The organism is Photobacterium profundum, assembly GCF_003026285.1.
Taxonomy (GTDB): Bacteria; Pseudomonadota; Gammaproteobacteria; order Enterobacterales; family Vibrionaceae; genus Photobacterium; species Photobacterium profundum.
Genome location: NZ_PYOD01000001.1, coordinates 33,044 through 53,889, shown reverse-complemented (window position 1 = coordinate 53,889; position 20,846 = coordinate 33,044). Strand labels below are relative to the sequence as shown.

The 20,846-nt window shown below is 38.1% G+C and carries 13 protein-coding genes; 7 read left to right on the top strand and 6 right to left on the bottom strand.

Annotated elements, in window-relative coordinates; genetic code table 11:
* Positions 1 to 16: 16 nt before the first annotated feature.
* Entirely contained in the window at positions 17 to 550 is a 534-nt protein-coding gene (locus C9J48_RS00200; protein WP_006231723.1) for an NADPH-dependent FMN reductase, read from the bottom strand.
* Positions 551 to 971: 421 nt separating this feature from the next.
* Here C9J48_RS00200 and C9J48_RS00195 point away from each other — a divergent pair, with 421 nt between their 5' ends.
* A complete protein-coding gene (locus tag C9J48_RS00195) occupies positions 972 to 3,356 on the top strand; it encodes a helicase-related protein (RefSeq protein ID WP_107281010.1) in 2,385 nt (794 codons plus the stop codon).
* An 88-nt stretch (positions 3,357 to 3,444) separates the two neighbouring features.
* On the opposite strand, the gene C9J48_RS00190 is transcribed toward C9J48_RS00195, so the two are convergent.
* The 5 genes from C9J48_RS00190 to bcsE form a co-directional block, all read right to left on the bottom strand.
* Positions 3,445 to 3,903, bottom strand: coding sequence for a hypothetical protein (locus C9J48_RS00190; RefSeq protein WP_006231726.1), 459 nt, complete (start codon positions 3,901 to 3,903; stop codon positions 3,445 to 3,447).
* A 21-nt stretch (positions 3,904 to 3,924) separates the two neighbouring features.
* On the bottom strand, positions 3,925 to 6,099 hold the full coding sequence (locus C9J48_RS00185; protein ID WP_036803646.1) for an LruC domain-containing protein: 2,175 nt from the start codon (positions 6,097 to 6,099) through the stop codon (positions 3,925 to 3,927).
* Positions 6,100 to 6,430: 331 nt separating this feature from the next.
* Positions 6,431 to 8,068: a cellulose biosynthesis protein BcsG gene (bcsG, locus tag C9J48_RS00180; RefSeq protein ID WP_006231728.1), complete on the bottom strand. Its 1,638-nt coding sequence runs from the start codon at positions 8,066 to 8,068 to the stop codon at positions 6,431 to 6,433.
* Positions 8,068 to 8,256, bottom strand: a complete 189-nt coding sequence (gene bcsF / locus C9J48_RS00175) for a cellulose biosynthesis protein BcsF (protein WP_006231729.1) — start codon at positions 8,254 to 8,256, stop codon at positions 8,068 to 8,070. The genes bcsG and bcsF overlap by 1 nt, the downstream gene beginning before the upstream one ends.
* Positions 8,256 to 9,848: a cellulose biosynthesis protein BcsE gene (gene bcsE, locus C9J48_RS00170; RefSeq protein ID WP_006231730.1), complete on the bottom strand. Its 1,593-nt coding sequence runs from the start codon at positions 9,846 to 9,848 to the stop codon at positions 8,256 to 8,258. The genes bcsF and bcsE overlap by 1 nt, the downstream gene beginning before the upstream one ends.
* 201 nt (positions 9,849 to 10,049) lie before the next feature.
* Here bcsE and C9J48_RS00165 point away from each other — a divergent pair, with 201 nt between their 5' ends.
* The 6 genes from C9J48_RS00165 to C9J48_RS00140 are packed head-to-tail and all read left to right on the top strand — an operon-like array spanning position 10,050 to position 20,827.
* Positions 10,050 to 10,247 (top strand): hypothetical protein, encoded by a 198-nt coding sequence (locus C9J48_RS00165; protein ID WP_006231731.1) that lies wholly within the window; start codon positions 10,050 to 10,052, stop codon positions 10,245 to 10,247.
* Between the two features lie 11 nt (positions 10,248 to 10,258).
* The gene (gene bcsQ, locus C9J48_RS00160; protein WP_006231732.1) at positions 10,259 to 11,056 is read left to right on the top strand and encodes a cellulose biosynthesis protein BcsQ; all 798 of its coding nucleotides are present in this window, start codon (positions 10,259 to 10,261) and stop codon (positions 11,054 to 11,056) included.
* Complete coding sequence (bcsA, locus tag C9J48_RS00155) at positions 11,049 to 13,673, top strand: UDP-forming cellulose synthase catalytic subunit (RefSeq protein WP_006231733.1); 2,625 nt, start codon at positions 11,049 to 11,051, stop codon at positions 13,671 to 13,673. The genes bcsQ and bcsA overlap by 8 nt, the downstream gene beginning before the upstream one ends.
* On the top strand, positions 13,663 to 15,939 hold the full coding sequence (gene bcsB / locus C9J48_RS00150) for a cellulose biosynthesis cyclic di-GMP-binding regulatory protein BcsB (protein ID WP_006231734.1): 2,277 nt from the start codon (positions 13,663 to 13,665) through the stop codon (positions 15,937 to 15,939). The genes bcsA and bcsB overlap by 11 nt, the downstream gene beginning before the upstream one ends.
* Positions 15,936 to 17,045 carry a cellulose synthase complex periplasmic endoglucanase BcsZ gene (gene bcsZ / locus C9J48_RS00145; RefSeq protein ID WP_006231735.1) on the top strand — a complete coding sequence of 370 codons (1,110 nt, stop codon included), beginning with the start codon at positions 15,936 to 15,938 and terminating at the stop codon, positions 17,043 to 17,045. The genes bcsB and bcsZ overlap by 4 nt, the downstream gene beginning before the upstream one ends.
* On the top strand, positions 17,036 to 20,827 hold the full coding sequence (locus C9J48_RS00140) for a cellulose synthase subunit BcsC-related outer membrane protein (protein ID WP_006231736.1): 3,792 nt from the start codon (positions 17,036 to 17,038) through the stop codon (positions 20,825 to 20,827). Before bcsZ ends, C9J48_RS00140 begins: the two co-directional genes overlap by 10 nt.
* Positions 20,828 to 20,846: the final 19 nt, after the last annotated feature.

Sequence of the window (20,846 nt, the reverse complement as noted above, 5' to 3'; positions counted from 1 at the left end):
TTTTTGTTTTCGATGTTCAATTCAAATGGTTTAAGTGACTGACCGCATCTTTAAATTGCTCATTGAGTTCCTCGTGCCTTAATACTTGCTTTTCAGTATCAAAATGATCATAAAAACTAGGTATAGATAAACTAGCTTTAACTATTCCATCAAAATATGGTGCTGATTGTACCGCAGAGGCTAGTACACTAGCCCCGCCCAAAGAACCTGGTGAAGTGGAAAACAGAACCATTGGCTTGTTTTGAAAAACCTTAGGCTCAATACGAGAGCACCAATCAAATATGTTTTTGTATGCGACTGAATACGAACCATTATGTTCTGCAAATGAAATGATAATTCCGTCACATCCCTCTATTTTTGCTAAAAAATCTTTGGCTAATTTTGGGTGTCCCAATTCTTCTTCTTTATCTTGACTATATAAAGGCAATTCATAATTATTTAAATCTAAAATTTCAACATCAACTTTATTTAATAACTGACTAGCATACCCAACAAGTTGTTTATTGATTGACTTCTTGTGATTGCTAGCAGCAAAGGCAATAATTTTCATGATTATTTTCCTAATAGTTATTACTTAGTCGCAAAATAGGAGTAGTGGGAGTATGTTATTTATCAAGACACTAGTTTTAACATTATGACTAGCAACTCTTCTAACCGCAACTCTGAGGAACACCACCTGTAATCACATTAGCACAGGTATTACAAATCAGCCTTAACAGTCAGTGAATGAGTTCTAGCTCTAAATGAGAATGGGACAGCTCCGAGTTAGACAAAAGATCGCAGAAGTGACATTTTTCATTTTTTCGGTGAGACACATTACAGCCCCTAAAGAAGGGGTTGTTTGATTTATGGTTACGAAGTAGTGAATGTAGCTGCCTTTTTTCTGCAACGCTAATTCAATATAAATATGACAGCTAATAAAATACTTGCGATCATAGCGGCAAGATATTGTTCATAGATTACAGAATACTATGCAAAACCTATTACCCATTGATTCGCTAAAGCTCGATTTTCTGAAAGCTTTACAAACATCTCATCTCGTTATTGAAGCTGAAACCGGTTCTGGTAAATCAACCAGATTGCCTTTATGGGCAGCAGAATCTGGACGTGTTTTAGTGGTTGAACCTCGTCGAGTAGCGTGTACCGCGTTGGCTGAATATGTTGCTTCTAGTAATGGTGAAACGTTAGGTAAGCGAATTGGTTATGCCATCCGTTTTGATAATCGCTTTAATGACAATACTCAAGTCGTTTTTGTTACTCCCGGTGTTGCTTTACGCTGGATGATAGAAGATAAATTGCAGTCTTTTACTACCATTATGATTGATGAATTTCATGAACGCAGGTGGGATACAGACTTATTATTGGCGTTACTGAAAAAAGAAAAAGCGCATCAATTGATTGCAACATCAGCGACGATGGATAGCCAACGTTTGGCTGACTATCTTGGTGCGCAGCATCTTAAAGCAACAGGCAGAACCTATAACGTAGAGGTTGTTTACAAAGCAAATGATAGCCGCGATATGCCAGATGTCCGTGGTATTGAACGAAAGGTAAAAGAGGTGGTTGAACAATATTATCGTGAACAAGATGATATTTTAATTTTCCTACCTGGTCGTAAAGAAATTAGCCAATGTGTATCGACATTAACACAGCATTTTAAAGAGCAAATCAATCTAGATTTAATCGATGTAATCCCATTGCATGCCTCAGTATCTGATGATGAACGCTATCGCGCATTAACTAAAAGTGACAAACAGCGGGTAATTGTTGCAACCAATGTGGCTGAAACTTCGTTAACGATTCCCGGTGTTACTTTAATTATTGATAGTGGACTAGAGCGAAGAACACATCAGCGAAATGGCCGTACTGTATTAGGTTTACATGCTATTTCGAACGCCAGCTCTGAACAGCGAAAAGGTAGGGCTGGTCGAGTGAGTGAAGGAATATGCGTTCGGTTATACGGAAAAGCTGCGCCATTAGAATATTTAACACCACCCGAATTACATCGAGAAGAGCTGGTCGAACCGATGCTGGCCGCTGCGTGTTGTGGCTATCAATTTAATGAATTAGCATTTGTTGATAGTCTTCCAGAGAAAACGACTCAGCAAGCGATTGATCGATTACACAATATGAGAGCGATTGATCAAAATGGGCGAGTCACCGCACATGGACGGCTGTTATTTCCGCTACCGATCGACACGCTTTTTGCGCACTTAATCACTGTTATGCCCAATAAAGCCAGCCAAGAAGCGATGGTCGATTTGTCTGCTGCGTTGTCTGTACCTCAGCGTTTATGGCAGTATCCTAAAAGCGAAGAGGGCAGAGAAGAGTTATTGCAATGGCAACCCCAGCACTGTGACGCGACAACACTGATTAAAATATTACGTGAAGATGCACCTGAATCCCTTAATGTTGATAAGCAAGTGCTTCAAGATGCGCGTCAGTTATCGAGCCAAATTCGTGAAGCATTGGAATTACCGATGCTGGAAGTTGCAACATCAATTAAACGTGAACAATGGTTAAATGCAGTTATTGAAGCAGCACCTGAATTAGTGTTTGTGCGCCGAGAAAAACGTAAGCAGGCGTTAGGTAATGGCTATAGTGAGGTGAGTATTGGCCGTGAAAGTCGCTTTTCAGACGATGATGAAGCCGCTATCGTTTTTGATCAATATGCAATGCCTGGTCGTGGCAGTAAACAAACATTAGCGCTGGCAACCTGTATGACGCCAATAAACCTTGAACAGCTGATTGCGTTAGATTTGGGTGAGCAGGTAGCAGGAAAAAGCGAAATTGTAGAGGGTGAATGTCGAGTTGAAATTGAACGTCGTTATGCTGGGCGGGTTATTCAACGACAATGGCAAAAACCTAAAGGAAGTGTGGCTAAAGAGACATTAGTCGATTTGATTCTCCAAGGATATATGCTTTCAGGCCTAGCAGAAAAGATCAGTGCTGATATTCAACAATGGAATTTATATTTAGCTCTGGGACGACATGATGCCTCGCTCTACAGCACCAACATAAAGTCCGAACCTGTCGATGTTGTTAAGTGGCTATCTATTCAAATTGAAGACCTTGGGATTGAGTCGTCAGATGATCTGGAATTATTCTCTATGGACGACTTTCATTTTGAGGGCATCCCAGAATGGGAAAGGGAAGATTTTGATACTGAATATCCACATAGAGTGCAATTAAATGATTTAGTGATGAATATTGAATATGATATTCATCGTAAAAGGGTTGTTGCTACTTATATTAAAGGTAACCGAAAAGCAGATCCTAAACGTTGGGAATTGCCTCGTTGGCAAGGGTGGAAAATACTGTATCGTAAAGCAAGCAGAATGATCGATATACAATAATCTTGAATGCAATAACAGCCGCAAACCCTGAAACAAAAGCAGCCAGAAATTGGCTGCTTGATCGTATTGAGGATGTTAGTGTTATGGTTTAATTCGTAATGTTTACCTGTTCTGCGGGTAGGCTAACGGTTTCTCTAAAAGGTTCTTGTGTGCTGTCTACATACCACGCTTCAATTAATAAACTTTTTAATTGGGATGTGGCAGTGATTGTACCTTTGAAATTACCATTTTTAATTTCACCAGCAACAATTCGGCTGTTTGCATCAGGTACTGGCGTGCCTGTCGCATCGATCGAATATTTCCCATAAACACTCAAAAACATGGTTTCTGTTTCATTAAGGTCAATAATAATACTTACAGGATAAGAACTTTTAAAATTGAAGCCGTCTGGTACGACTAATGATTCAAATTTTGCTGAAGACTCATCGTTTACCGCTGCACTATCGGCAGGAGAATCAGGATTACTGGTCGATGCATCATCTCCGCCACCGCCACCGCAGCCTATTAATAAAAAGACGACAGGTATGATTAAGAATAAATTTTTCATATTGGAATCCTTTGTCGTGTTTTATTCAAATAATTGATTAATAACAGCATTGCTACGTAGATACCAATCAGTATTCGTTGCACCGCCAGAGGTCGCGTACCCTTCTAAATCTGGATATGCAGCTAAAATATCGGTTCTTTCACTTGGGTGGTTCCACTCGCCATCAATAAGTAAACCAAATGAAATTCCGTTATCGGTGTGGTAAGTATCGCAATCTTCGCCCGGGCAATTTGTATATGTAGACGTATCATCATTGGTAGAGAAAAAGCTTGAAGATGCAACCGATGTAATGTCATCACCTTTTAAATGTATCTCGAGAGATCGACCAGGGTTATTACCGCCAAATGAATCACCATGATAGCGACCTTCTAACCCACATATGAATGGATTAAGTGGCATACTGGGTCCTGTACCTGCAGCAAGTGGTGTACTGAATGGAATACTTGCCTCGAATACGAATTGATTAGCGCTATCGCTTGAACACCCTTGCCAGACTCGGTAATAGTTTCCTTCACTACCTGAACAAACAGGATCTGTAATTTCAGCTTTTAAATTGGTAGAAATAACCGCGACGGCATTCGTAGTGCCAGCCTCTAGTACGGTTGCTTCGTGTTTAGTTTGATTATTCACGACGAGCTTTGTTAAATCTTCATCGATAGAAGACCTTGCTATACCATCAAGTTGTACGGCAAAACCGTTGATGAAATCAGCGCCGTATGCTTGTAAGCTACCTGAAATATCATAGCGAACAATATTCCCTGTATTTGTATCTGTGACAGTATCAACACGGTAAAACATTACAACATCGTTAAAATCGAAGTCATCTTTTTCTGGCCAATTATCTTCGTAGGCTAAGGTTACCCATGTACCTTCCCCTGGATAGTAATTATGGGTAAGGTTTTGTTCGTTAATCGTTATGCTGTAATCTTCGACTTCCCCGTCTGTTACACCCCCAAAATATGTGATGCCTGTATTTCTTGCCCCTCTAAATCGTGCCCAAGTTGTTGCGGGAGTTGCGGTTTCTGGTACACGCAATTTAAGAATATTCACCCCTGGTGGTAATAATTGGTCAGTAATAGCTTGTTCACCTTCATCGGCGAAATCACCATCATCATTCCAATCAAACCAAGCGCTTACATAAGTATTTGCACCTCCGCCAATAGTGACCTGAATGCGAGTATCTGAGCCTTGTTTTAAATCGTTAATAAATACAATGCCGTCTTCATCGTCAGAGCTTGTAGCATCGTCAGACGAGCCTGATAAAACGGCAGAATCGCCTTCATCATCAATTAGTGAGCCAAAGAAAAAGTTGGGCCCTATAAAGTGGCGAGGTCCGTTGGTTAGTAAACTGGTCTTATAACTTTCGGGTGCATCACCAAAATCAGTATTTGTCGCGATAACAGGGGCGCTTGCACATCGAGCACCATCATTTTGGCCAGAAAGAGGTCCACTCGCAAAAAATTCAGCTGTAGCATCGATCGTTCCAGAAATATCACGTAAATCTAACCGGTAAATATTCCCATCTACATTATTGCTGATGTACATGAAGCCATTCACGTCAAAATATTGTGCACCAAACGTCGTAGACCCTGTTAAACCTGTTGAATCAATTTTTGCAAAGCTGGCATTTCCGGAAGCGTCGAAACTGAACTTATACAGATCGTTAGCACTGTTTTCTACCGCAAATAGTTCGCCAGTTTCGGGGTAGAATGCAAAGTCAGTTAAATTTAATGTCGCTTCAGCAGCCGTCATTATTTCTACAGCAATGAAATTGTCATCACCTGTACTGAGATCGATTTTATACATACCAGTACCTCTAAGATAGAAGTACAAAGCATCATCAAATACATCACCGACAAAGAAATTAGTATTAGCCGGTAAACCTGTAATGGATACATTTTCAATAAAGTAAAGCTGATTGATACGTGTAACCGTTGAATCGCCTTTATTCCATCCATAAATATAGCGATCTGTTTCATTAAAACCTACCGCATTGATAACGCCTGTAGCGCCGGTATTTTGATCATTTGCAACTCGATATGACCCAGAGGAAAGGTCAACTTCATATACAGTTGACGGGCTTCCTTGAAACAACATTGCCTCTGTCGGACAATCATCAAATGGATGAGCACCATAAACATCAATAGAAGCAGAGCATAATGCAATAAGTAAGGTTGTTCGCTTCAGACATTTCATTTTTATGCCTTCTAAATTATTTAAAGTCGAGTTCATACGAGAAGCATCAATATGTATACCAGTTTTTAAACTGACATTTTTATTTGAATTCATCGGGAAAACAGATGGTTGTGTAAGAGTCTAATCATATTAATAATAAGATTGCCAATATGGAGCCTTTATTCGCAAAATGATAATGATTAAAAAAATATAATTTAGACAAGGGAGGGGTGTTTTTAGACAACGAGTAGAACTTCTATGTTTATTCTTATAGCTATATATATGGCAATGTAATTTACGCTATAGATTGTTAATCTAGAGCGTAAATCATTTCACTATTCTTAGTGGAATCTTAATTCGTTGGGTATTCACTCCAAGTGTTACCATCTAGTGAAATATAATGTTTATTGTTTATATCCATAACTGTTGTTCCTGAGTTCTCTGCTACAACAGATGTTTCGGGTAAATTGATAACAAGTTTTTCTGGATCAAAGGTGGCGAATTCATAAATATTTTGGTCTAAGATATTTGATATTAAAGAAGAAACAGCTAAGTAACTTGATGGTGCTGTAATATGTACAGTTTTTCCTGTTCGCTCAATATTCTTCCCAAACACTTTTAAACCGACTGGTACATGGGTTATTGATGGTGCTGGGATTTCACGCATTCCAGAAATTTGCATTTTATCACCGCGCATTCCAGCACCATGTTCAGGCACCAGCATAACCACAATATTACGTTCAGATGCTTTTAACTCATTGAAGAAAGAATATAGGTCATCAAGTAAATTGTTTAATCGACGTTTATAGCTGATTAGACTCGTTGATGCATTATTGTTAATAATACGGTTACCATCATGAAGTGAAATCGAATTGTATAGAGCGACGACTTGACCATTGTCATCTTCTATACGTTCTTGCCACCAACGGTCTAAAACATCTTTATCTCGAAAGATAGATGCGCCATCAAAACCTTTTTGATAAGGGGTTAATCCTTCTTGCGGCATTAAGTTTGTTTCAATTTTTCCATCTTTTTTAATAAGATTTAAGAAGCTATCGAAAACACCATCATGGTTCATTAATAAGTTTTCTTGGAATCCAAGATTTGCCAAATTTTCAAATAAATAGCATTGATTAGATGCAGCATCGTCAAATAACTGGCTATGTTCTTCTTGTCCACAGTTTGCCCGTAAAAGGCGGATTACCGCTGGTCCACTATAAGATGTAGCAGAGTTGAAATTATCAAACATGATGTCAAAATCATCAAATAGCGGGTGATTCTGCAAGCCTACAAGTTTAATATCATCCCACGCAACAGAACAGATACTTAAGAAAAGAAGGTCGAATGGGGCATCTGATTGAATATTGTTATTGAAGTTTGTGACGCGTTTTGCTTCATCAGCAAAGAAGTTGCTTTTAAAGTTATTGAGTACATCATCGTTAATTTCTGAAATCTGTAACGGTTGTTTTTCTTTTCCGTTTTGGTCTGTTTTTTGCTGTTGTGCTAATAATGATGGGGTATTTTCAATGTTTGGCGTTGTGATAATTGGTTGGGGAATACTGATGTAAATGAGAGCGATTAAAACCAGTATCGTTACTCGAAGATATTTATTCAGTAAATAGTAAGCAGCAGATAACGTGAAAATAGTTAATAACGCTGTTAGTGAGACAAATCGCCCTGCAAGCTCTATTAGATAGCTCAGCTCAAATTGCATAAGCTGCCCTATTTGAGACCACAGCCTGTCAAGTGGTGGTAAATAGGAGTCAAAATGCAATAACCATAAGCCAATTGGAATCGAGATAAAAGAACGAGTAATTTTCAGCCATTTAAACGGTATGGGTAATAATAAAAAGCTGATAAAGGCGAAATTTTCAATAACATGAAAGCTGATATCATCATTTAAGAACAAGGCTATTTTTATAATAAAGTAAACATTCCACCAGCCTAAACCGTTAAGAATGTTTTTTGGTTCCGATGTTTGGCTATTCATTATTTATATTCATTCTTTTGGTTTGACGGTTGAGTCTTTTTCATGTGCTCTTCAAAGTATGCTGGTTTTTGAATGCGATGACGGTAGAACTTCTTTAAACCTGAAAAAGTATCTCGTAATAGGTAGCCAATGATAATACCAATAGAGAGACTAGCAACGACTGTTAAGATGAAATTGCTAATGTTCATTATTTACACCTTACTTTCAGCGGTTTATTTATCGCAAATTGTGTAATGGCTAGTTCAGGTGTTATATGTTCTTTGTTTATCGATGAAATATGTTGTTCTGCTGAAGTTATTGTAATGTCAGATGGTACATCGACGGCATGCTTAATAATATTCTTTAGCTCCAACTCAAAATCGTAATTATCTTCAATGATAATATGGGAGTGAAAGAGATCGCTGACTGGGATGTCAAAAATGTTATTGAGGGCGACCTGAGCGTCATTCATACGTACTGCGCTGAATAATATATATATCGCATGATTACACGCAGTGGCAATATCGCCATCGCGACGAATGTGGCATAAACGTAAACATTCTTCTGCGCTCATACCAGGTAAAAGGTTCAATTTTACCAAAGAAAAATGCAGTTTTTCCTGTTCTGATGCTTCAATTAATTTAGAGCAGTAAGAAACGAAATTTTTATTAGAAAGGTAGCCTTTATAGCCATATTCCTTATCAAACTTTAGTAATGATTCAATTGAGCTTGGTATCTGACGAGTAAAAATTTGCCCTTGAATAGCTTCAATTAAACTAAGAAATTTGGCGTAAGACATATTATAAGGAGTAATAAGGTTTATCCCAGCCTTCATCAGAAATTTCTCGTCAGCATACCGTAGACATTGAGCCATTTCTCTTACAATGATTTTAACAGCGCTGCCTGCTTTGCGTCTTAGATGAAAGCTGTCGAGTGCAAGTTGTTTGACTTCATGCGTATCATGACAACTTAGAATTACGGTGGAAGCTTGTATATGTATAGTCTCTAGTATGTTGAAAAGGTCAGTATTAGTATTGCTAATAATGATTTTGCCAGGTACTTGTATGCCATCACCGATGGCAGTCATTGGGGCATATATCCGCTCATCGTCTGTTAATTTTAGCCCCGAATGGTAATTACTGTCGTTTTCGCGAGAGCTAACATAATATTGATTTCGGTCATTTGTATTGAGATTGAATTCAACATTACTTATTACGCCATAATGACTACCCCAAAAAATCACATGGTAATTAGAGTGAGTGTCATCAACGTGTTGCAATGTAGCTAGTCCAGATATATAGCGATTAAGTAAAGCAAGTTGAGGTTTGATCACTGATGTTACGGTAGCACCATTTATTATAAAATTAATGGCTATTTTTTGATCTATAGCCCATGTTTTTGTTTCTCTGAAGAAATACGTTACATCGTTATTATTACATTGATCAAAGATTTTATCAGGTATTGAGATTATTAAGATAGAGTCGGTACGGAACTGCATTTTAATGAGATCATTGACGATTTTTTTTAAATTGATAGTTTTATTTGTAAACTTGGAACCAAGGAAAAATTTTTTTTGGCAGTTTACATTAATATTATCGTAACTTTCTTGCTTTTCATTAGCATCAAAACCAGAAAAATAATCATCTATATTTGATAAGGAAACAAGAGATACCAATTTTACATCTACTATGAGTCGGTTGATGTACTTAAAACTCGATTTTTTTGTATTAAACAGGTTTATATACTGACAGGTACAATCAAATGAAGCTGCATCTAAATCTAGATTTAGTATTCCTGACATAATATGACCTTAAATGAGTTTACAGGATGCGATGTCATTAAGAAGGTTATTAATTATAAATAGAACTTGTAATAATACTAACGTGTTGTTTTTTAAAAATCCAATTATATTGCTAACAATTTGAATGTAATAGTAAAATCATTTGATTCATGATAATAATAAACCTACTATCATTAGTAATGCTAGCAGGGGGTTTCTATTATGACGAAAAAGCCGGCTAAAGATATTGATGCTATTTATGCATCGTTTGAACTTGATGAATGTAATTATGCTGAATTAAGTGAAGATGAACGATATCACTCAATCAAGAAAAAGTGGGTAATGCTTAGTGTCATGTCAAATGAGATAACAAGCATGAAGCTGCGAGTGACTCCTTCAACGACAATACATCATGAATAGGTGGGCCTTATATGAATCGTATCGTTATTGTTGGTCTGAAGGGAGGTGTTGGCAGTACAACGGTTACGGCAAATCTTTCTCACGCTTTACATTTATTGAGTAAAGAAACAATAACTGTGGATTTAGCTGAGTTAAACCTTTTGCGTTTACATTTTACTATGGATATTAATAATGATGATGGTTGGGCTAAGTACTTTTTAAATAATAAATGTTGGTCGAATGCCGGTTATGAAAGCCCTCAAAGAATGCGCTTTGTTCCATTTGGTACGTTAAACTCATCTGAGTTAGAAAAATATTGTGCACATAAAGAGGAATGGATAGCGAAACTATCCGGTGAGCTGTCAACTGTTGGTATGGATGCTGAGCATTGGCAAATTATTCACTTGCAAAATTTAGAACATAATCAAAGAGCAAATAGAGAAATATTGCACAGTGCAGATATTGTTCTTGTTGTGATTAACCCTGAACCAGTAAGTTATTATCTTATAAATAGTAATCATGTTAACTTTGGTGAATTAAAAGGGTTAGTTGGGGAAGAAAATAAGATTAAATTCCTGATTAATAACTATCAGCCGGAAAGTGAAGTAAGCCAAGATTTTAGACTTGTTTTACAAAAAGAGCTTACCAGTACATTACTTCCAGTATCTTTGCATCGTGATACAACTGTTATTGACAGCATTGCCAACTTAACAAATGTTCATACGACGTCACCACATAGCCAAGCTGATCGTGATTATCAATCACTCGCATTTTGGTGTGTTACTCATCTTTACTCAAGAAGTAATGATAAGAGAGGTGAGTATGTATAGTGGTTTAAACGTGATATTTAAAAGTTGGATTGTTAATATATTTGTTCAGCAATTTGAATTTTATGAGCATGATGGTGGAGGTGTTTCTAATCGTATCGGCCGTTTTGTTCTTTTTATATGGTTTACATTTTGCTTTGTCTTTTTGAAAGAAAAAATCAATGAAAAACCTAGTTGGAAATTACCCTTACTGTATTACCCGCAAATAAATTTCGCCAAACCAAAAATGTTGGATTTTCTACGTTTTATAATACAGTCTATTTGGCTGTTAATTGTTAGGCAAGATCTCTCTAATACAAATAATGTTGCAGCACAAAACTTTTCTTCAAGATTGAAAAACAAAGTTGCGAGTGTTTTTTATATGCCTTTTGACCATCTTTCGTTGCTGGTCATTTGGCTTGAAAAAAAAGCAAGTTCGTCTGAAAATATAGCATTAATAAATAAAAATAAAAGTGATGAGTTATTTAATGCTGTGAATTATTTATTGTTGTTCATTGTTTTTTTGTTGGTTTTTTTATGTTTCACTGTTCCTTTTAACTTACAAGCTCAGACTGTTTTTATAATAATTTTATGGTCACTAGCCATGATGTTCAGGCGAATGCCAGGCCGTTTTCCAACAATGTTATTGATTGTTTTGTCACTTACTGCTTCCTGTCGCTATATATGGTGGCGTTATACATCGACATTAAATTGGGATGAACCTCTCGCGCTTGTTTTAGGGCTTTTATTGTTATTTGCTGAAACATTTGCATGGGTCGTATTAATTCTTGGCTATTTCCAAAATATTTGGCCCCTTAATCGTAAACCTGCTCACTTACCTGTTGATACGGAGCTTTGGCCGAGTATTGATTTGATGATACCGACTTACAATGAAGATCTTGATGTTGTGAAAGCGACGGTTTATGCATCACTTGGTGTTGATTGGCCAAAAGATAAATTGAATATCTATATTCTAGATGATGGAAAAAGAGATAGTTTCAAAAAATTCGCCAAAGAAGCTGGTGTTCATTATATTCGACGTCCATTAAATAACCATGCTAAAGCGGGTAACATTAACTACGCGCTTGAACGGTCGAGTGGTGAATATGTGGCTATTTTTGACTGTGATCATATTCCAACACGTGCTTTTTTCCAGTTAACTATGGGGCTATTTCTTAACGATCCTAAGCTTGCCCTTGTACAAACACCTCATCATTTTTTCTCTCCGGACCCTTTTGAAAGAAATTTATCGAATTTTCGTGATGTCCCAAATGAGGGGAGCCTTTTTTATGGCTTAATTCAAGATGGTAATGATTTATGGGATGGTACTTTTTTCTGTGGTTCGTGTGCGGTTTTGCGCCGTAAGCCGTTGGAGGAGATTGGTGGAATAGCTGTTGAGACTGTTACAGAAGATGCACATACATCATTACGGATGCATCGCCTTGGCTACAATTCTGCTTATTTAAAACAACCACTATCGGCAGGTTTGGCGACAGAAACGCTTTCTGCCCATGTAGGGCAGCGTATTCGGTGGGCAAGGGGGATGGCACAAATATTCAGAGTCGATAATCCTTTAACAGGTAAAGGATTAAAATGGCAACAACGCCTTTGTTATGCCAACGCGATGCTACATTTTCTTTCTGGTATTCCGCGAATTATTTTCTTGATTGCCCCTCTCGCCTTTTTATTACTGCACTCTTATGTCATTTATGCGCCCGCGTTAGCTATTGTTCTTTATGTATTACCTCATATGGTTCATGCCAGTATTACAAATTCAAGAATACAGGGGGATTATCGTTTCTCATTCTGGGGGGAGGTTTATGAAACAGTATTGGCTTGGTATATCGCACGTCCCACGACGATTGCGTTATTTGCTCCTCATAAAGGCACCTTTAATGTAACCGCTAAAGGTGGGTTAATTCATAAAACACATTATGACTGGGTAATATCGAAACCCTATTTGGCGTTAGTCTTTCTTAATATTATTGGTGCTGGTTTTGGTATTTATCGACTGGGATGGGGACCAGCAGATGAGATTGCGACTGTGATAGTCAACATTTTATGGACAATATATAACCTCTTGATCCTTGGCGGTGCAGTTGCGGTTGCTGCAGAAACAAAGCAAATTCGAAAAGATCACCGAGTGCCCGTTAAAATTCCGATGACGATACGTTTGCACTCTGGCCATTTACTACAAGCTGAAATGAATGACTTTTCTTTAGGTGGATTACGGGTTGTCATAGGTCAGTCGTTAGAATTAAAGCAAGGTCAAAAGCTAGACATAATATTAAGCCGTGCAGATCAAGAGTTTACGTTCCCTGCAAAGATAACCTATTCGAATGACTGCTCTATGGGTTTGCAATTAGAACCATTAACGACTCAGCAAGAAGTTGATTATGTGCAATGTACTTTTGCGCGTGCAGATACTTGGACTAAATGGCAGCAAGGCTATCAATCTGATAAACCGCTGATGAGTATGAAAAGCGTACTCAAAGTTGGTTTTAATGGTTACAACAGTTTATTGCAACACAGCCCCAAACCGATTGCATTAATTGTGCAGAGTTTTCTAAAAGTGTTTGATTTTGTAGGGTCATTTAGACCAAGGAATACATTAAAAAGAGCAAACTATAATGCGTATTAAGAAAAAAATACAAATAGTTATAACCGCATTGGGGCTTACATTATCAAGCATTACAGGTGCTGTAACTTCAGATTCAGAGCAACCGATTAGAAGTGAAGTTAGTGACTTTCCTATCGTAACAGAACGGATAATTCAATTTTCACAGTTAGGCTATAACGGTTCTATCAGTATGCTTGGCAGTGAAAGTAATGCTTATATTGGTTTTGGCTCTCGGTTGGATGAAGTGGTTTCAAAAGGGATGCTCTCATTTGATTTTACGCCTTCACCAGCATTGCGCTCACTGGTATCACATCTAAAGGTTTATTTAAATAATGAGTTGATGGGCGTTATTTCTATCGATGATGGTGATCAGGGGACAAAAATAAATGCAGATATCCCGCTAGATCCTCGTTTTTTTAGTAATTTTAATCAACTGCATATTGAATTTATAGGTGACATCGAAGGCCTTTGTGCTAACCCTAATCATCCCAGTATTTGGACTGAAATAAGCCAAAGCAGCCATATAGAATTACAGGTCCAAAAAACGGTTCTTAAGAGTGATTTAAATTTATTACCAGCGCCTTTTTTTGATGAGCGAGACTTTAGCCAGGTTAATATCCCGTTCGTAATGGGTAAAAATTATGATTTAAGTGAAGTAAAGGCTGCAGGGGTATTAGCGTCGTATTTTGGTGCTCTATCAGACTGGCGCGGTGCTCGTTTCCCAATATCTTTGGATGAGTTACCTCAAGAGAATGCCATTGTTTTTGTTACTAATGCCAATAAACCTACTTTTTTACAAGACTTTCCTGATGTCGATAAGCCCACATTACAAATGATTAGCCACCCAGAAAATCCATACATTAAATTATTATTGATTATCGGGCGCGATAGCAAAGATCTGAACGACGCGGTTATGGGACTAGCTTTAGGTAATAAAATATTAACCGGGCCCATTGCAACAATTAATGACGTAAAGCAGATTTCACCTCGACTACCTTATGATGCACCAAATTGGGTAAGTACCTTACGGCCTATTGCTTTGTCTGAATTAGTCAAAAATGTACAAGATTTACAAGTAGAGGGAAGAACACCGCCCCCAATTAGCGTGAACTTTCGACTGGCCCCTGATTTATTTACTTGGCAAAGTAGAGGAATACCGTTAGATCTTAGGTATCGCTATTCGCCACCGAGTGAAGAAAACTCTGGTTCTCGAATGAGTTTGAGTATTAATAATCAATTTATTGAAGCCTTTAAATTAAAAATGGAAGGTGAGGGTGGTGAGTCTAAGCGAATACGAGTGCCCTTATTGGATGATGGCTTACTTGGCTTTGGTGATCAGGTAAGAATTCCTGCATTTAAAGTGGGTAGTAATAATGAGATTGAGTTTGAATTTGGCTTTGCTTCGATGACTGAAGGCATGTGTCAAAGCTCACAGCCGAGTAAGCAATATGCGGTTATTCAGGCTGATTCGACGATCGATTTTTCAGGCTTTCCACATTATATCGAAATGCCAAATTTACGGGCATTTGCTAATTCAGGTTTTCCTTTTACCCGCATGGCTGACTTATCTGAAACCGTGGCAATATTACCCCAAAATGCATCAATTGAAGCGTTACAGACATTTATTAATGTAATGGGATTTATTGGTTCAAACTCGGGGTATCCAGGAATTAGAGTTGAATTAATTGATACTTGGACGGAAGAACAACTGAAAGATAAAGATATTCTCAGTATTGGCGTTGTTCCTGAATTACAAGAAGCTGCTTCTGATAAGAATGAAGTGAATCTAGTATTACAAGCGGGTGAACGACTGATTCGGTTACCTGTTAAAAATGAACAAGAAGCGAATCTAAATTGGATACTTGAAGCAGAAAATATGCAAGTAGTGTCAGATGTTATTTCTGTTCGTTCTGCTGGCTCATTTGGTGCAATAACGGGTGCTGAATCACCGTTTACGAAAAATCGCAGTCTTGTATCATTGCTGGCAGCAAATTCAGCTGATTTTAGTTTGATTGATGAGGCGTTATTAGATAGCGGTAAAATAGCACATATGTTTGGTTCTGTTGTTACGCTTCGAAATAATGAGGTTGCTAGTTTCAACGTCGGTGATCATTACTTCGTTGGTGAGTTGCCAATTTGGCAATTAATTTGGTATCACTTTTCTAATCGTCCTGTTTTATTGGCTTTTATTTCGGCATTTCTTGTTGTCATTATTACGATTGTATTGTGGCGATTGCTTCGTACAGTAGCGCGTAAGCGATTAGAAACGGATGAGGACGACGTATGAAAAAGTTAGTATTAATTATTGGCTTTATTTTTTCTTATCAAGTAAATGCAAGTACTTGTAGTTGGCCAGAATGGGAACAATTTAAATCGACATATATTCAAAATGGCAGAGTAATTGATGGTAGCGATGCACGAAAAATCACTACCTCAGAAGGGCAATCTTACGGCTTGTTTTTTGCGTTAGTCGCTAATGATCCTACTGCATTTAAGGCAATGTTAAATTGGACCGAAACTTATCTCGCTGATGGTGATTTAACGGCACGCTTGCCTGCTTGGTTGTGGGGTAAGAAAGATTTGAATACATTTGGCGTACTTGATAACAACCCTGCATCTGATTCAGATTTATGGATAGCGTACAGCTTAATTGAAGCGGGTCGTTTATGGGGAGAGTATTACTATGAATCGCTCGGTTATTTGTTAGCAAGCCGTATCTTACGTGAAGAAACACGGGAAGTTAAAGGCATAGGAACAGTTTTGCTACCAGGGAAAAAGGGCTTTGATAATGGCAAAGGGCAGCTACGCCTTAACCCAAGCTATGTGCCACTATTTCTTATTAAAAACATGGTATCCCATTACCCGAATCATCAATGGCAATCTTTATATAATTCAAGCTATACCATGTTAGAAAAGACGATGCCAAAAGGTTTTAGTCCTGATTGGGTGACCTTGTCTAATGCAACGTTTTACGCTGATGCAGAAACGGGACCTATTGGTAGCTACAATGCGATAAGAACGTACTTATGGGCTGGCATGTTAAATGATAAAACGGAGGAAAAACAAACCTTATTATCAATGATGTCGCCAATGGTGAATGCCATAAAGCAACTACAGGCTCCACCTCGAAGTGTGAATACTGAAACTGGCACATTTAAGGGAGGCGGTAGTGCTGGTTTTTCTGCTGCTTTATTACCGTTATTACAATCGTTAGGTGAAAAAGAATTGGCGATAGAACAAGCCAAGATCATATCTATTTCGCTTCAATCTAATAGTAATGATTACTATTATGACAACGTGTTAGCTTTATTTGGAATGGGGTGGTATCAAGGTAAATATCAATTTGGAGTCAATGGTGATCTACAACCTTCCTGGGTTGAACAATGTCAGTGAAAACAAAGGCCTATTTTAGGCTATTTATCGGTTTAACGCTAGTCTTGGGCACAAGCACAACATTGGCTGTTGGCTATAATTCCGGCAATGGAATGACTGGCTCTAAATCAACGAAAAAAGACACCTCTCAAGTTTATCAACTCAATAGTGCGAATGTTATTTTCTCTTCAAATTTACAGAAGGTCGACTCGGTAGAGTGGCTCTCTAGCCAGCTTAAATTTGCCCAAGCAATGAGTCGGGATGATATTGTATTAAGTACATTGGAACGTTTGTTCGCGATTGAACCAAACAATCTTGATGGGTTTTATTATCAAGCCAATATGTACTTAAAGCTTAATCAAATTGATGACGCGAAAGCGACTTTTGAGCAGCTTAAGTTATTGGCACCCAATGCGAAACAAACTCAAAAATTAACAGCAATTTTTGCTATAAAATATGAAAAGAAAGCAGAGTTTCAACATGCCCGTTTACTTGCGCGGTCAGGGCGTGATGAAGAGGCATTAAAAGCCTATCAAAAGCTATTCCCTAACGGTATGCCTACAGAAGTACTTCAACTCGAATACTTACAAGTTGAAGGTAATATTGATAGCCATTGGTCTCATGTTAAATCGGAATTAGAGTTACTGAACTTAAATTACCCTGGGGTTCCTGCTTTTCAATTAGCATTGGCAAATCATATACGTAAACAGAACCCAGCAGACCCTTGGATTTTGGCAACGTATCAGCGGTTAGCGCTTAAGCCTAATATTGGTAAACAGGCGGCAACGGCATGGCTAAGGGCGTTAAATCAATTACCAATTACTGATGATGTGGAAAAACAGTATGCGATATTGGCAAGCTATTACCCGACAGATTTAGAGATAAAACGTGCAAATCAAAGTGCACAACGTCGCCTTGCTACTGAAAAAGAGTTACGTAAAGATCCAACCTATTTGGCGAAGCTAAAAGGATTAGCGTTACTAGAAAAGAACCAAACGAATGCAGCAGCTCGACAACTTCAATATGCAATGATAACTCGACCGAATGATCCGGAGATTCTTGGTGGCATAGGTAAGGTGTACTTACGTTGGGGAAATCAAACCAAGGCATTAGCTTTTTTTAAAAAAGCACAGGAAAATGATAATGACCCTGATAACCAATCGAAATGGAAAAGTTTAATTGATACTTCTTCTTATTGGGCTTTTATTGAACAAGGTGATAAATATACAGAAAAAAAACAATATAGTCGTGCAGAGCGGCAGTATAAGAAAGCCAAAGCACTTCAGCCTAATAACCCTTATACGTTAAATCGCTTAGCTGAACTATATGGAATAAAAGGGAATTATAAAGAGGCGGATAAATATTATATCCAAGCGTTAAAACGGGATGCTTTAAATGGCACGGCTTTAAGAGGAAGAATTGACCTATTGCTGAGTCAAAATCAATCAGTTCAAGCTATAAGATTAGCAAATAGTTACTCAAGTAAGCAGAAGCGTATTGTTAAAGCGAAAGTGGACGAACTGAAAATAGAACAGTTAAATAAAGAAGTACAAGCTGCATTATTGGCAGGAGACAATACTCTTGCAAGCAAAAAAGTGGAGGCATTGCTTCTGCTCAAACCAACATCAGCTTGGCAACGTGCTGATATTGCGGATGCACTACGTATGACTGGACAAAGTGAACGAGCCGACCGTTTAATGGTGGTTTGGACCAATAATAACCCTGAACCAGAAATGCGTTTTGCTTTCGCTTTGTATTTATCACGTAATGGACAACTCAAAGCGGCAGTTAATGAATTAGAAAAAATTGATATTGCACAACGCTCGCCTGCAATAGAGCGGAATTTAGCTCGCTTAAAGCTTGAACTTGAGCTTGGTGATATCCAATCTTTATTTTTAGTACGACCTTTTGAAGCCGAACAGCAGCTAAAGCTATTGTCGATAAATTATAAATCTAACCCAGAAGCTATGATGCGAATTGCATCGACATGGGTTGAGTTATTGCAGCCAACAAAAGCGGTTACGATTTTTGATGCGTTAATTTTTGATAAACAATGGCCATTTTCGACTCAATTGAGTTATGGTGAATTAATCGTAAAACTTCAAAAATACCACGTATTTGATCAATGGATAAAGCAGTTTAATAGTAATGGGTTATCTTCATCTGAGTACAGTGCATTACGGCAATTAAATACTCGCCGTTATTTATCTGAAGCAGACAGTAAAATGCTAACGAGCAATTATGCTGAAGCAAATCGCCTATACACTGTAGTATCAACGCAAGCAGGCCCCTTACGTACAGATGGTCAAATAGGGGCACTACAATCGAGTATCCCAAAACAGACTTCGTCGCAATATAGCAAACTCGCAGATAGTCTCTACGCTAATCGTACTGAATTAACAGCGAAACAATTGGTTGATGTGGCAGTATCTTTCAATCAGATTGACCGAAAAGCTCAAGCAAATACATTAAATTCAATCTTGTTAACTAAACATGATGCCGATGCGATGGATTACCGTGATGCAATGACCGTTGCTATGGTTAACCATGAATGGGGTATGGCAGGTACATTGGCTTACCAAACGTTGAATTCAGATCGAATAGAAAAGAGTAAAACGCCCCTACAAGTAAACGAAGATAAACCTGAGCTGCGCGAGTTGTACGATAATGCTGACAATTATTGGTTAACACGCAATGTAAAAAGAGACATTGATAAACTTCGTGACCGCAATGATGGACATGTTATTTTTGGTTTCGATTATAGTGGCAGAGATGGTGAAAATACCGCTTTTCAAATACCTATCGAAGCCCGCATTCCTATAGAGGAATATAATGGCCATCTATTAATTCGTATTGATTCTGTGAGTATTAGCTCGGGGGAATTAGAGTATTTCAACAAGACATCAGCTGAAAATGTCACTGAAGCGATTGATCAAAGTGCATTTGGTACGGCTTTAGGGATCGGTTGGGAGGCCGAAACGTGGTCGGCTGATATTGGTACAACACCGATAGGTTTTGATCATACCACTTGGGTTGGTGGTGTTAATTTGAATGGCGACGTACGAGATTTTGGGTGGAATGCAACACTTTCACGTAGACCTGAAACGAGTAGTATGTTGTCTTATGCCGGATTATCTGTTCCCTCGGGATCACCACCTGCAGGAAGTATTGACCAAGAAGGTACAAAGTGGGGTGGAGTAGTACGAACAGGTATTAAACTTGGCGGTAGCTATGATATTGGTGGCCCTATTGGTTTCTGGAGTAGCTTGCAGTATCACCAAATTACGGGGGAAAAAATTGAAGATAATACTCGGATAGGGTTGTTAGGTGGTGGTTACTATAAATTGATTGCTGAGGATGATGAGCGCTTAAGCCTTGGTATGAATTTAATGTATTTAACCTATGATAAAAATCTAAGTGAATACACATTAGGTCATGGCGGTTATTACAGCCCTCAAAGTTACTTTTCGATATCTTTGCCCGTTAACTATTATGGTCGTTTCGATAATACATGGGCTTATTTATTAAATGGTTCAATTTCGAATTCTTGGACAAAAGAAGATGCGCCTTATTTATCCTCTGGTGATTCAAGTACCGGTGGTGGGTTTGGTTATTCATTTCTTGCAGCCCTTGAAAAGCGTGTCAGTAAAAGGTGGTATATAGGGGCTGCATTAGATTTACAGCGTTCAGATTTCTATGAACCTAATCATTTTATTCTTTATGCTCGATATACATTTAATGACCGTTGGCAATTGATTCCAACATCGCCCAATACACCAATTTTATACAGTGATTTTGATTAAAATGACTATAAAAATGCCG